Below are 15,948 nucleotides of genomic sequence, written 5' to 3'. Positions count from 1 at the left end.
ACGAGGACCCCGGGCGCCGTCGCGCGCCCGGCCGTCCCGGGATGGAGTTCTCGCAGTGACCCCCCTTGATCCCCCCGGCGGTCCCGCCGGTGCGCTCAGTCAACAGGCGCTGGCCTCCTGCACGATCGGCAGCACGCCGGTGTGGGGGCCGCCGGTCGCCCGCGGCCTGCTGGCGACGCTGCTCGACCCCGGCCGGCCCTTCCCCTGCACCTTCGCGGTCTCCGCCGCCAAGAAGAACGCCCTGCGGTTCGGCTACCTGGAGAGCGTCCACGACGACGGCACCTGGGGCCCGCTGGTGGACATCCTGCACGACTACCTGGACTGCTACCAGGAGCTGGGCAAGGACACCTCGCTCGTGGTGTTGTTCCGCCCGGAGGAGCAAGTGCTCTCCCTGGAGGCCTACTTCGAGCGCTTCTGGTCCGTCCTCCAGTTCCTGCACGAGAAGGACTCCCAGCCCTGGCCGGCCGAGGTGCCCACCGACCCGGAATCGCTCTGGTGGGAGTTCAGCTTCGCCGGCACCCAGATCTTCGTGGTCTGCAACACCCCGGCCCATCTCACCCGGCACAGCCGGCACGCGCCGGGTTTCATGATCACCTTCCAGCCCCGCTGGGTGTTCGAGGGGCTGGAGCCCGACACCCCCAGGGGTGCCCGGGCCCGCACCGTGATCCGCAACCGGATCCGCCGCTTCGACGGTCTCGAACCCGCCCCCGAACTCGGCAACCACGGGGAGGAGGGCAACCTCGAATGGCGGCAGTACTTCCTGCCGGACACCCCGGACGGAACCGTGCCCTCCTGCCCCTTCCGCGCCCGGCACGAACCCGCCATCGGCGACCAGACCCTGGAGGCCGACCGATGAGCCCGACCGACCCCGCGCACCGGTCCACCTCCGCGCCGCGGAGCCGCCCGCGGCCCCCGGCCGGCACCGCCCCGCCGGGCCGCGCGGCCGCACCGGAGGCAGGCCCGCCGGAGGCGGAGCCGCAGTCGCTCACCGGCGCGCAGGCCGGCATCTGGTACGCGCAGCAGCGCGACCCGGCCAGCCCGGCGTACCTGTGCGCCGAATACGTCGAGCTGGCCGGCCCGCTCGACGAGCGGCGGTTCACCGAGGCGCTGCGCACGACCCTGGCGCAGGCGCAGACGCTCTGGCTGCGCTTCGCCGAATCGGGCGCCGACGCCCTGCCGGTGGCCGTCCTCGGCGCCCCCCGGGCCCACGGGGCGGCGTCGGTGCGGGTGGACCTGACGGCGGAGCCCGAACCCCACGCCGCCGCACTGGCCTGGATGCGCGCCGACCTGACCCGGCCGATCGACCTCGCCACCGGGCCGCTGTTCGGCACCGCCCTGATCCGGCTGGGCCCGGAGCACCACCTGTGGTACCTGAAATGCCATCACATATCCCTGGACGCCTACGGATTCGGCCTGCTCCAACACCGCCTGGCCGAGCTCTACTCGGCCCCGGAGGGCGGCCTCCAGCCCCCCGAGCGCTTCGCCCCGCTCACCGAACTCCTCGCCGAGGAGGACGAGTACCGCCGCTCCGCGCAGCCCGAGCGCGACCGCGCCTTCTGGCGCGAGCGGCTGGCCGGGCTGCCCGCCCCGGTGACCCTGGCCGCCGGCAGCGCGCCGCCGAGCGCCACCCCGGTGAGCGTCCGCGCCGCCCTGCCGCCCGCCGCCCAGGAGGCGCTGGCCCGCGCCGGCGCCGGCCTGCGGGCCCCCCGGGCCGAGATCCAACTCGCCGTGGTGGCCGCCTACCTGCACCGGGTCACCGGACGGACCGACCTCACCCTCGGGCTGCCGTTCGCCGGGCGGTTCGGTTCGGTCGCCGCCCGGGTGCCCGCCGACACCGTCAACGTGCTGCCGCTGCCGCTCACCGTCGACCCCGGGATGAGCGGCGCGCAGCTGGTCGCCCAGGTCGCCCGCAGGCTGCGCGAGGTGCGTCCGTACAGCAGGCTGCGCGGTGAGGAGCTCCGGCGTGAGCTGCGGCTGGGAGCCACCGACCGGCTCACCGGGCCGCTGGTCAACGTCGGCCTCGTCAGCCCCTCGCTGCGCTTCGCGCAGCTGCGGGCCAGGGTGCACCCCCTCGCCCCCGGGCCGATCGACGACCTCACCATCAGCTTCCGCGACGACGCGGACGGCCGGGCCACCACGGTGGACCTGGACGGCAACCCGGCGCTCCACTCGGCCGAGCGGCTGAGCGGGCACCACGACCGGCTGCTCGGCCTCCTGGCCGCCTTCACCGCCCGGCCCGACCGGGCGATCGCAACGCTGGACACCTTCGCGGAACGCGAGCGGGCCGCCGTCCCCGAACTGGCGCCCGCCGAAAGCCGGCGCGCCCCCGAGCCGCCCGGACCCACCATCCCGGAGCTGTTCCGCGAACAGGCGGCGGCCCACCCCGAGGCGATCGCCCTGGTGGCGGGGGAGGAGCGGCTGACCTACCGCGAACTGGCCGACCGGGTGGCCCGGCTCGCCGGACTGCTGCGCGACCGGGGCGCCGGGCGCGAGCAGGTCGTCGCCCTGGCACTGCCGCGCTCGGCCGACCTGGTGGTGGCGGTGCTCGCCGTCCTGAGCGCGGGCGCGGGCTACCTGCCGATCGACCCGTACCAGCCGGCCGCCCGCACCGGCGCCGTGCTCCGGGCCGCCCGCCCACTGCTGCTGGTCACCGACCTCGGCCACGCGACCCGCCACCCGGCCGAGGCGGCAGCGGGCGGGCAGGTGCCCGTGCTGGTCCTGGACAGCCCCGGCACCCGGGCCGAACTGGCCCGCCGGCCCGCCACCGCACCCGCCGTCGAGGACGCCGCCGACACCGACTGCGCCTACGTGCTGCACACCTCCGGATCCACCGGCGAGCCCAAGGGCGTCGTCCTGGAACACCGCAACGTGGTCCGCCTGCTGCGCACCACCGCGGCCGGATCCGGCTTCGGCCCCGCCGACACCTGGACGCTGTTCCACTCCTACGCCTTCGACTTCTCCGTCTGGGAGCTCTTCGGCGCGCTGCTGCACGGCGGACGCCTGGTGGTCGTCCCGTTCACCGTGAGCCGCTCCCCGGAGGAGTTCCTCGGCCTGCTGGTCCGCGAGCGGGTCACCGTCCTCAACCTCACCCCGTCGGCCTTCGAACAGCTGGTCCAGGCCGACCGCGACCTGCCGCACCTGGGCGACGCCCTGTCACTGCGCCAGGTGGTCCTGGGCGGCGAGGCGCTGCGCCCGGCGGTGCTCGCCGACTGGTACCGGCGGCACCCGGACACCGCGCCGCGGATCACCAACATGTACGGGATCACCGAGACCACCGTGCACGTGACCAGCCGCCACCTCACCCGCGCGGACGCCGACCCGGGGGCCACCGGGCTGATCGGCGAACCGCTCCCCGACCTGCGGGTCCGCCTGCTGGACGCCGCGCTGCGCCCGGTGCCGCCCGGGGAGGTCGGCGAGATCCACGTGGCCGGGCCCGGCCTCGCCCGCGGCTACCTCGGCCGCCCCGCGCTCACCGCCGAGCGGTTCCTGCCGGACCCGTACGGCCCGCCCGGATCGCGGATGTACCGCAGCGGGGACCTCGCCCGGCGCGACGCCCAGGGGCGGCTGGAGTACCTGGGCCGGTTCGACGACCAGATCAAGATCCGCGGCTTCCGGATCGAACCCGGCGAGGTCGCGGCCGCTCTGGCCCGGCACCCCGTCGTGCGGCAGGCCGCCGTGACGGCCAGGAGCGAGGCCGGCGGCGCGCGCCTGGTGGCGTACGTCGTGCCGCGCCGCGGCGAGCGCCTGGAACCGGCCGAGCTGCGCCGGCACGCCGCCGAGCTGCTGCCCGAACACCTGCGCCCGGCCGCCGTGGTGGTCCTCGACGCGCTGCCGCTGACCGGCAACGGCAAGCTGGACCTGGCCGCGCTGCCCGCCCCCGCCGCCGCCGGCCCGTCCCCGGGCCGCGACGCCAGGGGCCCGCGCGAGCAGGTGCTCTGCGAACTCTTCGCCGACCTCCTGGGCGCCGACCGGGTCGGCCCCGAGGAGGACTTCTTCGCCCTCGGCGGCCACTCGCTGCTGGCCACCCGCATGGTCGGCCGCATCCGTGCGGCACTGGGCGCCGCCGTCGGCGTCCGCGACCTGTTCGAGGCGCCGACCCCGGCCGCACTGGCCGCCCGGCTGGACCACGCGGCCGCCGAGCGGCCCCGGCTGACGGCCCGACCGCGTCCCGAACGACCACCGCTCTCGTACGCCCAGCGCGGGCTGTGGTTCCTGCACCGCATGGAGGGGCCCAGCGCCACCTACAACATCCCGCTGGCCCTGCGGCTCACCGGCCCGCTGGACGTGCCCGCGCTGCGCCGGGCGCTGAACGACCTGGTCGCCCGGCACGAGAGCCTGCGCACCCTGCTGGTCGCGGACGGCGACGAGCCCGGAGCGCGGGTGCTGGCCGCCGGACAGGCCGAGGTCGAACTCGACCTGCTGACGGCACGCACCGGCCGCCCGGTCTCCGCCGAGCTGGCCGCCGCCACCCGCTACGCCTTCGACCTCGCCGGTGAACTTCCCCTGCGGGCCCGGCTGCTGCGGGTCGACGAGAGCGAGCACGTGCTGCTCCTGCTGCTGCACCACACCGCGGGCGACGACTGGTCGCAGGCCCCGCTGGCCCGGGACCTGGCCGCCGCCTACGGTGCCCGGCTGGACGGCGCCGCCCCGGCGTTCGCACCGCTGCCGGTGCAGTACAGCGACTACGCGCTGTGGCAGCGCGATCTGCTCGCCCCCGACAGCGCCCTGTTCCGGAACCAACTCGGCTACTGGAAGGAGCGGCTGGCCGATCTGCCGGACCACCTGGAGCTGCCCACCGACCGGCCGCGACCGGCGGTCTCCAGCCATCGCGGCGCCGCCGTCCCGGTCCACCTGGACGCGGAACTCCACCGCGGCCTGCGGGCCCTGGCCAGGCACGGCGGCGCCACCGTCTTCATGGCCCTCCAGGCGGGCCTCACCGTGCTGCTCACCCGCCTCGGCGCCGGTACCGACATCCCCCTCGGCTGCCCGGTGGCCGGCCGCCAGGAGGGGGCGCTGGACGACCTGATCGGACTGTTCGCCAACACCCTGGTGCTGCGCACGGACACCTCCGGCGACCCGACCTTCCGCGAGCTCCTGACCCGGGTCCGGAAGGGGGATCTCGCCGACTTCGACCACCAGGAACTTCCGTTCGAACGGCTGGTCGAGGAGCTGGGCCCGGTCCGCTCGCCCTCGCGGCACCCGCTCTTCCAGCTGATGATCTCCTACGGCTCCGGCCGGCGCCCCGTCCGGCTGCCCGGACTGGACGCCACGGCCCTGCGCCCGCACAACGGCTCGGCCAAGTTCGACCTGACCCTCTCGCTGGCCGACCGTCCCGAGGGCGACGGCATCGACGGGTTCCTGGAGTACGCGCTCGACCTCTTCGACGAGGCGGGCGTGCGGGTGCTGGTCGAACGGCTGGTCCGGCTGCTGCGCCAGGCGGTCGACGCGCCGGACCGCCCGATCAGCACCCTGGAGGTGCTGGCGGACCCCGAACGCCGGCGCATCGTCCACGAGTGGAACGACACCGACGCGCCGGTGGATCCGCGCGCCTTCCCCGCGATGTTCGAGGAGCAGGCCCGCCGGGCACCCGACCGCCTCGCGCTGGTCGCGGGCCCCCACCGCCTGACGTACGGACAGGTCAACGTCCTCGCGAACCGGTTGGCGCACCACCTGGTCGCGATCGGGGTCGGCCCGGAGCGCACCGTCGGCATCCACCTGCCGCGCTCCGCGGAACTGGTGATCGGCCTGCTCGCCGTCCAGAAGGCCGGCGGCGCCTTCGTCCCGTTGGACCCGGGCTGGCCGCCGGCCCGGATCGCCGGGCTCGCCGCGGACGCCGGCCTCACCGCCGCTCTCACCTCGCCGGGCGGCGCCGGCCTGCCCGACCACCTGCCCGGCATCGAACTCGCGCTGGACGGGCACGGGCCGGGCGGCTGGTTCGCCGACCGGCCGGAGCACGACCCCGAGGTGGTGATCGACCCGGAGAGCCTGGCGTACGTCATCTACACCTCGGGCTCCACCGGCACGCCCAAGGGTGCGATGATCCGGCACCGGGCGATCAGCAACCGCCTGCCCTGGCAGATCGGCCTGCTCGGCCTGACCCCGGAGGACCCGGTGCTGCACAAGGCCCCGCTGACCTTCGACATCTCGGTCAACGAGATCTTCCTGCCGTGGGCGGCCGGTGCGCCGCTGGTGGTCGCCGAGGCGGGCCGCGAGGGCGACGTGGCGCACCTGCTGGAGCTGATCGAGCGGGAGCGGATCGCCTTCGTCTACCTGGTCTCCTCGATCCTCGACATCATGCTGGAGCGCCCCGACGTCTCCCGGGCCGCCGCCTCGCTCAAGCACGTGTGGTGCGGCGGCGAGGTGCTGACGCCCGAACTGTTCGCCCGGTTCCGCGAACGGCTCGGCCCGGCCACCATGTACCACGGCTACGGCCCGGCCGAGACGACCATCGGCGTCACCTGCCAGGTCTACCGGGGGGCGGCCGACCAGGGCATCACGATCGGCCGCCCGAACCCCAACACCCGGGTGTACGTCCTGGATCCGGCGATGCGCCCGGTGCCGGTCGGGGTGCCCGGCGAGCTCTACCTGGGCGGGGTGCCGCTGGGCCGGGGCTACCTGGGAGACCCGTGCCGCACCGCGGCCGCCTTCGTGCCCGACCCGTTCTCCGGGCGGCCGGGCGCCAGGCTGTACCGCAGCGGCGACCTGGCCCGTTACCGCGCCGACGGCAACATCGAGTTCCTCGGCCGGGCGGACAACCAGGTCAAGATCCACGGAGTGCGGGTCGAGCTGGAGGAGATCGAGTCGGTGCTGAGCCGGCACCCGGCGGTCCGCCAGGCGGTGGTGCTGGTGCTCCGGGGTGCCCCGGGAGGGGACCGGCTGGCCGCGTGGTGCACCCCGGACCCGAAGCGGCCGCGCCCGGACCCGGCCGACCTGCGCGACTGGATGCTGGCCGTCCTGCCGGAGTACCTGGTGCCCCGGGAGGTCCGCGTGGTGGCGGCGCTGCCGCTGATGAGCTCCGGCAAGGTGGACCGCAAGGCGCTGGCCGGGCAGGCGCTCCGGGACGGCCGCGACGGGCCCCCCGAGGCGGTCGGCCACCGCGCCCCGGCGGAGGGCACCGAGCGGCTGATCGCCGAGGTCTGGTCCGCGGCGCTGGGCCTGGAGCGGATCGGCGCCGAGTCCAACTTCTTCGACCTCGGCGGCCATTCGCTGCTGCTGGCCCGGGTGCAGACCGGGCTGCGAGCCCGCCTGGGCTGGGACGTGCCGGTGCTCGACCTGTTCACCCGCCCGACCATCGCCCAGCTCGCCCGCCACCTGGACAGCCGGGACGGCCGCGCACCGGAGTCGGCGGCCGGCGCCGGCAGCCGCGAGGCCCTGGAGGTGCTCCTCCCGCTGCGCACCGGCGGCGGGTTGGCGCCGCTGTTCTGCGTGCACCCGGCCTCCGGGCTGAGCTGGCCGTTCGCGGGCCTGCGTCCGCACCTGGACCCGCGCCGCCCGCTCTACGGACTGCAGAGCCGTACCCTGCTGGGCCGGCCCGTCCCCGAGTCCCTGGAGGAACTGGCGGACGAGTACCTGGAGCGGGTCCGCGAAGTCCAGCCCGCCGGGCCGTACCACCTGGTCGGCTGGTCCTTCGGGGGCGTGATCGCGCACACCATGGCCACCCGCCTGCAACAGCGGGGCGAGCGGGTCGCGCTGCTGGCGATGCTCGACTCCTATCCCCGCTACCCCTGGCGCCGGCTCGCCCGCGATCACCGGCAGCAGGCGCTGCGGTCGCTGCTCCACATGTCCCACTACGACCTGTCCCGGCTGGACGGCACCCGGCTCGACCGGGCCGAGGTGCTCCGGACCATCGCCGAACAGGGCGGTGTGCTGGCCGAGTTGGCCGAGGACACGATCCAGGGGGTGATGGACGGCTTCGTCTCCTCCGCCGAACTCCAGCAGCGGGTCGAGCACCAGGTGTTCCACGGGGACCTGCTCTTCTTCACCGCCACGGTGGACCCGGTCGACCCGGCGCTCTCCCACCGGGACTGGAAGCCCCACCTCGACGGCACGATCGAGAACCACGGGATCACCTGCGAGCACAAGGACATGACCCGCAGCGGCCCGCTCGCCGAGATCGGCCGCCGTCTCGACCGGCGCCTTCGCGACCTGGCCGAGGCCGGAGAAGGATGAGCCCGGTGCGCCGGGGGTCCGTCAGCCCCCGGCGCACCGTTCGACGTCAGTCCGCGACCAGGCCGCCGATCAGCGCCTCGAGCGCGGTGCGCAGTTCCCGGCAGTGGGCGCCCGGACCGCGGTACGGGGCCTCGGCCCGCGCGCGGGTCAGGGCGGGGAGGGTCTGCGGATCGGCGGCGGCGATGGCCGCGGCCCGCTGGTTGGGCTGGCGCGGCGGGCTGACGAGGTGTTCGGAGAGGAGCTCGCCGAGCACGAGCTGCCAGCAGGAGCGGAAGGCGGCCGCCGCGCGCGCGGGCGGCAGGCCGGCGGCCATCAGGTCGGCGAGGCAGGCGTCGCTGAAGGGCAGCGCGTTCTCGGCGACGAGTTCGCCGCGGATGAGGATGTGCGGCACCCAGGCGTGGCCGGCCATGAAGTCGTGCGCGTCGAGGAGGCGGCGGAGCAGCCGGGCGGCCGGGGAGGCGCCGGGGACGGCCACCGGCAGGCCGGCGGCGACCTCCTCCAGTACGGCGAGCAGCAGGCTGTCGCGGTCGGCGACGTGCCGGTACAGCGAGGCGGCGGCGGTGCCGAGTTCGGCGGCCACGGCGCGCATGGTGAGGGCGTCGATCCCGTCGCGCTCGATCACCCGGTGCGCGGCCGCGACGACCGACCCGGTGGTGAGCCCGGGGCGTTGGCGCCGGGGGCCGTAGCGGCCGCGCTCGGCGGTGGTGTGCTGCTCTGCCGTCCGGTCTGCCATTGCGCCATCCTGCCACGCCCGGTCGGCCCGCGACCTGCGCGGTTGCCGTCGAGGTCAACTTAGGCTTACCTTACGCGAACAACGTTCGCATCATTGGAGGTGGCCGTGCCCGGCCCAGCCCTGCCCTCACCCTCGACCGGCGCGCCCGCGGCGTCGGCCCCGTCCGCGCACGGTCGGCGCGCCCCTTCCGGCCCGCGCGCCGGCCTCGTGCTCGCCACCGCGTGCCTGTGCCAGCTGATCGTCACGCTCGACGCCAGCATCGTGAACATCGCGCTGCCCGCCATGGGTCAGTCCCTGGGCTTCGGGGACAGCGCGCTCGCCTGGATCGTCAACGCCTACGCGCTCGCCTTCGGCGGGCTGCTCCTGCTGGGCGGACGGGTGGCCGACCTGGCCGGTCACCGCCGGGCGCTGCTCGCCGGCCTGGCCCTGTTCGGGGTCGCCTCCGTACTCGGCGGGTTCGCGCAGACCCCCGCTCAACTGATCGCCGCCCGGGCCGGGCAGGGCGTCGCCAGCGCCCTCCTCGCGCCGATCAGCCTGACCCTCATCATGGTCACCTTCGCGGAGGGGGCCGCCCGGGCCCGGGCCCTGGGGGTCTGGTCGATGGTGACGGCCGCGGGCAGCGCGATCGGAGTCCTGCTCGGCGGGGTGCTCACCGACCTGCTCGACTGGCGCTGGGTGTTCTTCGTGAACGCCCCGCTGGTGCTGCTGGCCGTCGTGCTGGCCCTGCGCTCGGTCGCCATCGCCCGGCCGGTACCCGGCGGGAGGCTGGACGTGGTCGGCGCGGTGCTCGGCACGGGCGCGATGAGCGTGCTCGTCTACGGGCTGATGGAGACCGGCCGGCACCCGTGGGGCTCGACCCGCACCCTCGTCACCCTCGGCGCCGCCGTGCTGCTGGGCCTCGCCTTCCTCGGCTGGGAGGCCCGCTTCGCGTCCGCGCCGATCGTCCGGCTCGGGGTGCTGCGGGCGCGGACGGCGTGGTCCGCGACGGTGATCGTCACGCTGATCGGGGCGGCGATGCTGGTCGGCTTCTACTTCTGCTCGCTGCACCTCCAGAACGTCCTCCACTACGGGCCGCTGGCGGCCGGTGCCGCCTTCCTGCCCTTCTGCGCCGGGGTGATGGCGGGCAGCATGGCGGCCGGCCGGCTCGGCGCCCGGTTCGGTGGGCGGGCCACGCTCACCGGCGGGCTGCTGCTGGCGGGCCTGGGGATGCTGTGGTTCAGCGACCTCGGCGTCGACTCGGGTTATCTGACCGCGTTCGTCGGGCCGTCCGTGGTCACCAGCGCGGGTGTCGGAATCTGCATGGTCGCCAACACCGCGATGGGCACCTCGGGGGTCGCCCGGCGCGAGGCCGGCCTGGTCAGCGGGCTGCTCAACGCCGGGCGCCAGTGCGGCGGCAGCATCGGCCTGGCCGTGCTCTCCTCGCTCGCCGTGGCGGCGACCCGGAACGCGGCGGAGGAGGGCCGGGCCCCGCTGGAGGCGCTCGCGGCCGGCTACGACCGGGCGTTCGTCGTCACCGCGGTGCTGTTGGCCGTGGCCGCGTTGATCGCGGTGCTCTTCGTCCCGGGCCCCGCGCCGAAGGCGGCGGCGACCGGAGACGCGTCGGCGCGCTGACGGCACGACCGTGCACCGGAGACGCGTCGGCGAACCGGCGGCGCGTCTCCCCGCCCCGTCCGGCGATCGATCGGACCGGCCTGGCCGGTGGGGATACCCCCGCCCGGCATATTAGGTTAGCCTAACCTCAATTGTGGCGTGCTGATGGCGTACCGAACGGCGCGGCCGTGGTGCCCGGCCGCCTGTTGGAAGGAGCCCACCCTGTCCTCCGTCACCGCTCCCGTGCGTTACGCGCTCTTCCCGCTGAGGGTCGCCCGCACCGAGACGCTCACTCCGCACATGGTCCGGATCACGCTCGTCGGCGAGAGCCTCGCGGGCTTCGTCAACGGCGGCCTCGACCAGAGGGTCAAGCTGCTGCTACCGCTCCCCGGCCAGGCCGAGCCGGTGATCCCGCCCGGCGAGGGCGACTTCGGCTGGTACCACAGCTGGCGGGGGATGTCCCCGGACGAGCGCCCGGTGCTGCGCACCTACACCGTCCGCGAGCAGCGTCGCGATCCCGACGAGATCGACATCGACATCGCCGTCCACGGCGACGCGGGCCCCGGATCCCGCTGGGCGGCCGCGGCCGCCCCCGGCGACCGGGTGGTGGTCTGCGGCCCGGCGGTGGAGCAGGCCGGCGGCGTCGAGTTCGACCTCCCGGACGCCGCCGACTGGGTCCTGCTGGTCGGGGACGAGTCGGCGCTGCCGGCCATGGCCGCCGTCCTGGAGGCGCTTCCCGCCGGACTGCCGGTCCGGGTCTTCGCCGAGGTGGAGGGGGTGGAGGAGGAGAAGTATCTGCCGACCGGACGGCCGGGCGTCGAGACCGTGTGGCTGCACCGGAGCGCCGGCGGACCCGGGCTCACCGGGGCCGTGCGCGTCGCCGACCTGCCGGCCGGCGAGCCGTACGCCTGGATCGCCGGAGAGGCGGCCGCGGTGCGGGAACTGCGCCGCCACCTGGTCGGCGAGCGGGGGATCGACCGGCGCGCCGTCTGCTTCATGGGCTACTGGCGGTCCGGGCGCAGCGAGGACCAGCGGGCCGAGGAGGGCCCGGAGGACTGATCCGGCCGGCCTGGTGGCCGCTCGTCACCGGGCGCGGGGCGGCCCGGCCCTGACCTCCCGGCAGTGTCCGCGGCGCCACCGGGCCCGGGCCGGCGGGGCGGTGCGGCGGGGAGGTCGGCGGGCCGGGCGCCGAGGGATGGTGACGGCATCAGGGGAGCAATGTAAGGTAACCCTTGCCTAAATTCCCTGGTGGGAGCGGACGCGATTTCGAGCCGGGTGCCGAGCGGGTCCAGTGGGCTGTGGTGCGACCGGCGCCGCATGGGGTCGGATCACGGATGCGGGGCACTGGTGGGCGAAGAGAGCTCGGCTGCTTTCGGCGCGGAACGGATCCTGGCGGACCGGTACCCCCCGGACCTCGCCTCCTGCCTCTCCGACCTGCGCCGCTTCCAGGGCGCCGTCGTGGTGGTCAAGTTCGGTGGCAACGCCATGGTCGACGACCGGCTCAAGGCGGCCTTCGCCCGGGACGTGGTGTTCCTGCGCTACGCGGGTCTGCGTCCGGTCGTGGTCCACGGTGGTGGCCCGCAGATCGGTGCGCAGCTGAGCCGGCTGGGGCTGGCGTCCTCCTTCGTCGGCGGGCTGCGGGTCACCACGCCCGAGGCGATGAACGTCGTACGGATGGTGCTCGCCGGACAGGTCCAGCGTGAACTGGTCGGGCTGATCAACGCCCACGGGCCGTTCGCCGTCGGACTGACGGGGGAGGACGCGGGCACGATGACCGCGGTGAAACGTTTCGCCGACGTGGCGGGCGAGCAGGTGGACATCGGCCTCGTCGGTGACGTCGCGTCGGTGCGCCCCGCTCTGCTGGAGTCCCTGGTCGGCGACTGCCGGGTCCCGGTGGTGTCCTCGGTGGCGCCGGGGCCGGACGGCGAGGTCTACAACGTCAACGCGGACACGGCCGCCGCCGCGGTGGCGGGTGCGCTGCGGGCGGACGTCCTCCTGATGCTGACCGACGTGCCCGGGCTCTACCGCTCCTGGCCGCCGGAGGGCGAAGTGATCCCCCGTCTGGGATCCGAGGAGTTGACGGCGATGATGCCCGGTCTCGCGGGCGGGATGGCGCCGAAGATGGGGGCCTGTCTGGCGGCCCTGAGGGCCGGGGTGCGCGCGGTCCGGGTGCTGGACGGACGGACTCCGTACGCCCTCGTGCGGGCCTTCGGTGCCGGGGCCCCGGGCACGGAGATCGTGCCGTCGCCCTCCGGTCCGCGCGACGGGGCACGCGGCCGGTCGTCGGGTGAACTCGCCCTGAGGTGACGGCCGGTGGCGCGGCGGGGGGCGTTGCCGGGCCCGTTCGGGCAGGTCGCCGCGCTGTGCGGGGGAGGGGGCTCGCCACGCCTGAACTTGACTACGTCACCTTCCGTAAGAAAACTTAGGCAAGCCTAACCAAAGTGATCCGGTAATTGCTCCGGGGTTGCGAGCCGGGTCCCCGGGTTGTGAACGACCAGCAGATGGACGGAAGGACAAGTCATGTCGCGCGAGAACGAGGCCATCCACGAAGGTGCGAGCGTCGACGACCTGGTCGGCATAGGCTTCGGCCCCGCCAACCTCGCCCTCGCCATCGCGATCGACGACCACAATCGCCGGAGTGCCGAACAGGCCCTGCGGGTCCGGTTCCTGGAGAAGCAGGAACGATTCGGCTGGCACCGGGGCATGCTGCTCGACGGCGCCACGATGCAGGTGTCCTTCCTCAAGGACCTGGTCACCCTGCGTGACCCGCGCAGCCGCTTCACCTTCCTGTCCTACCTCCAGGAGCGCGGCCGCCTGGTCGACTTCATCAACCTGAAGAGCTTCTACCCCACCCGGCTGGAGTTCCACGACTACTTCGAGTGGTGCGCCGCGGAGTTCGCCGGCCAGACCGGATACGGCCGCAAGGTCACCGCGGTCCGCCCGGTGGAGTCGGACGGCCGGATCGACAGCGTCGAGGTCGTCTCCGAGGCGGTCGCCGGCGGTGACCGCGAGGTCCGCCGGGCCCGCAACATCGCGGTGGGCACCGGCCTGACCCCGCGCCTGCCCGCCGGAGTCACCCTCGGCGAGCGCGTCTGGCACACCCGCGACCTGCTGACCAAGGCCCCCGAGCTGGCCGGCCGGCCGCTGCGCCACCGCCGCATCGCCGTCGTCGGTGCCGGCCAGTCCGCCGCGGAGACCGTCGAGTACCTGCACCGCACCTTCCCCGACGCGGAGATCTGCGCCGTCCTCACCCGCTACGGCTACAGCCCGGCGGACGACAGCCCGTTCGCCAACCGGATCTTCGACCCGTCCGCCGTGGACGAGTTCTACGCGGCCTCCGAGGACGCCAAGCGGACCCTGCTCGACTACCACGCGAACACCAACTACTCGGTCGTCGACGGCGACCTGATAGAGCAGCTCTACCGCACGGTGTACCAGGAGAAGGTCGCCGGCCGGGAGCGCCTGCGGATCCTCAACGCCAACCGTCTGACCGGCGTCGGCCACGAGGCGGACGGCGTCACCGCGACGATCGCCTCCCTGACCACCGGCCAGGATCAGGTGCTCGACTGCGACGCCGTCGTCCTCGCCACCGGCTACGCCCACGTCGACCCGCGCGAACTGCTGGGCGCCCTCGCCCCCGCCTGCCTCACCGACGCCTCCGGCCGGCTGAGGATCGACCGCGACCACCGGGTGCTGACCGAGGACCACGTCGGCGTGGGGATCTACCTCCAGGGCGGCACCGAGCACACCCACGGGATCACCTCCTCGCTGCTCTCCACCCTCGCCGTCCGTTCCGGCGAGATCTGCGACTCGCTCCTCCTCCGCCGCACCGGCGAGCAGCTGAGGGCGCAGAACGGCCGCCTCGGCGTGGCCGGCTGAACCGGCTACTAGCCCCCGCCGACCCGAAACCCCCCGAAAACGAACGGAGTCCTCGCATGAGCACCGACCCCGCGGCCGACCGCACCGGCTTCGACCCGGACGCCGTCCGGGCAGACGTCGCCGACATCCTCGGCGAGCGTCCCGAGGACGTCTCCGACGAGGACGACCTGCGCGAACTCGGCCTCGACTCGATGCGTCTGATGCACCTCGTCGAGATCTGGCGGGCCCGCGGCGCCCGCGCCGAGTTCGCCGACCTGGCCGACCTCGGCACCTCGCCGACCGTCGCCTCCTGGTCGGCCTACCTCAGCCGCCCCTGATCAGCCCCGAATCCCGTTACGGCGTCCCGCCGTTCCCCGCTCCCGGGCGGCCCCGAACCCGCACCCGGCGGACCCGCCGCGCACCATGCAGCACCCAAGGAGAACCATGAACACCCGTGCCCTGACGACCCGCAGCGTCAGGCTCGCCGCCGTCGCCGCGACCGCCGCCCTCACCCTCGCGGCCTGCGGCTCCAACGGTGGGAGCAAGGACGCCGCGGACTCCTCGAACGGGGCCTCCGCCGCGTCGGGCCCGGTCGTGGTCGAGGCCACCAACGGCAAGATCACCGTCCCGGCCGGCGTCAAGCGCATCGTCAGCGTCTCCTACGCCACCGGCGCCCTGCTCGACCTCGGCGTGCAGCCCGTCGGCACCAGCACCATCGACGACAACAACCCGATGGAGCTGCTGCCCTCGCAGACCGAGGCGGCCAAGAAGATCGAGCCGATCGGCTCCGGCATCGAGATCAACATCGAGAAGGTCGCCTCGCTCAAGCCCGACCTGATCATCGTCGAGGGCGCCACCGCCTTCGACTGGGGCGTCAAGAAGCTGGAAGGCGTCGCCCCGACCCTGTACTTCGGCGTCGACAAGCCGGTCGACCTGCTGAACGCCCAGGAGAAGATCGCCACCGCCGTCGGCAAGGAGGCGGAGTTCAAGAAGCTGAAGTCCGACTACGACGCCAAGGCCGCCAAGATCAAGGCCGACTACGCGGGCAAGCTCAACAACGTCAAGTGGACCATCGCCTCCTCCTACGGCGGCGGCGAGTTCCTCGTCGACACCAGCACCTCCTGGGTCGGCCGCGTCCTGAGCGACGCGGGTGCCACCTTCTCGAAGGCCTCCTCGGACACCAAGGACCACGAGGTCACGTACTCCGTCGAGAAGCTGGACGTGCTCTCCGACGCCGACATCATCCTGGTCCCCAAGGCGGCCGCCACCGGCGAGGTCCCGCAGGACACCAAGGACCTGCAGCAGCAGCCGTCCTGGAAGAACCTCAAGGCCGTCCAGGCCGGCAAGGTCATCCCGGTCACCTACGCCACCACCGACCGGTACGGCACCTCGATCAACGTCCTCGACCAGATCGAGACCATCCTCAAGGGCCTCTAGCCCACAGCGTCAAGGGCCTCCGGGCCCCGCAGCGTCACGGGCCTCCGGCCCCACCGCGTCCGGGCGGCCGCACCTCGTGCGCCCGCCCGGACGCGGACACCACCTCATCGCACCGAGCGCACGAGCACCCCGGGCCGGCACGGCCGGCGGGGCGGCGGAAC

9 protein-coding genes are annotated in these 15,948 nt (G+C 74.3%); 8 read left to right on the top strand and 1 reads right to left on the bottom strand.

Annotated elements, in window-relative coordinates; genetic code table 11:
- Nucleotides 1-55 precede the first annotated feature (55 nt).
- Both ACIQVZ_RS11845 and ACIQVZ_RS11840 read left to right on the top strand, forming a co-directional pair.
- Nucleotides 56-856: a YqcI/YcgG family protein gene (locus ACIQVZ_RS11845; protein WP_402449094.1), complete on the top strand. Its 801-nt coding sequence runs from the start codon at nucleotides 56-58 to the stop codon at nucleotides 854-856.
- Entirely contained in the window at nucleotides 853-8,169 is a 7,317-nt protein-coding gene (locus tag ACIQVZ_RS11840) for an amino acid adenylation domain-containing protein (RefSeq protein WP_402449092.1), read from the top strand. Before ACIQVZ_RS11845 ends, ACIQVZ_RS11840 begins: the two co-directional genes overlap by 4 nt.
- 46 nt (nucleotides 8,170-8,215) lie before the next feature.
- Here the strand turns inward: ACIQVZ_RS11840 and ACIQVZ_RS11835 are convergent, their stop codons facing one another.
- Nucleotides 8,216-8,902 (bottom strand): TetR/AcrR family transcriptional regulator, encoded by a 687-nt coding sequence (locus ACIQVZ_RS11835; protein ID WP_402449090.1) that lies wholly within the window; start codon nucleotides 8,900-8,902, stop codon nucleotides 8,216-8,218.
- Between the two features lie 105 nt (nucleotides 8,903-9,007).
- Between ACIQVZ_RS11835 and ACIQVZ_RS11830 the strand changes: the two genes are divergently transcribed.
- The 6 genes from ACIQVZ_RS11830 (at nucleotide 9,008) to ACIQVZ_RS11805 (ending at nucleotide 15,787) form a co-directional block, all read left to right on the top strand.
- Complete coding sequence (locus tag ACIQVZ_RS11830; RefSeq protein WP_402449088.1) at nucleotides 9,008-10,513, top strand: MFS transporter; 1,506 nt, start codon at nucleotides 9,008-9,010, stop codon at nucleotides 10,511-10,513.
- Nucleotides 10,514-10,657: 144 nt separating this feature from the next.
- Nucleotides 10,658-11,551 (top strand): siderophore-interacting protein, encoded by an 894-nt coding sequence (locus ACIQVZ_RS11825; protein WP_350879181.1) that lies wholly within the window; start codon nucleotides 10,658-10,660, stop codon nucleotides 11,549-11,551.
- Between the two features lie 288 nt (nucleotides 11,552-11,839).
- Nucleotides 11,840-12,799: an acetylglutamate kinase gene (gene argB / locus ACIQVZ_RS11820; RefSeq protein WP_402449085.1), complete on the top strand. Its 960-nt coding sequence runs from the start codon at nucleotides 11,840-11,842 to the stop codon at nucleotides 12,797-12,799.
- 213 nt (nucleotides 12,800-13,012) lie between these two features.
- A complete protein-coding gene (locus tag ACIQVZ_RS11815; protein WP_350879183.1) occupies nucleotides 13,013-14,371 on the top strand; it encodes a lysine N(6)-hydroxylase/L-ornithine N(5)-oxygenase family protein in 1,359 nt (452 codons plus the stop codon).
- Nucleotides 14,372-14,427: 56 nt separating this feature from the next.
- Nucleotides 14,428-14,688, top strand: a complete 261-nt coding sequence (locus ACIQVZ_RS11810) for a phosphopantetheine-binding protein (protein WP_350879185.1) — start codon at nucleotides 14,428-14,430, stop codon at nucleotides 14,686-14,688.
- Between the two features lie 106 nt (nucleotides 14,689-14,794).
- The gene (locus ACIQVZ_RS11805; RefSeq protein WP_350879187.1) at nucleotides 14,795-15,787 is read left to right on the top strand and encodes an ABC transporter substrate-binding protein; all 993 of its coding nucleotides are present in this window, start codon (nucleotides 14,795-14,797) and stop codon (nucleotides 15,785-15,787) included.
- Nucleotides 15,788-15,948: the final 161 nt, after the last annotated feature.

Origin of the sequence: Kitasatospora sp. NPDC098663 (genome assembly GCF_044760075.1) — a bacterium.
Lineage (GTDB): Bacteria > Actinomycetota > Actinomycetes > Streptomycetales > Streptomycetaceae > Kitasatospora.
This window is presented reverse-complemented; position numbering and strand designations above follow the sequence as displayed.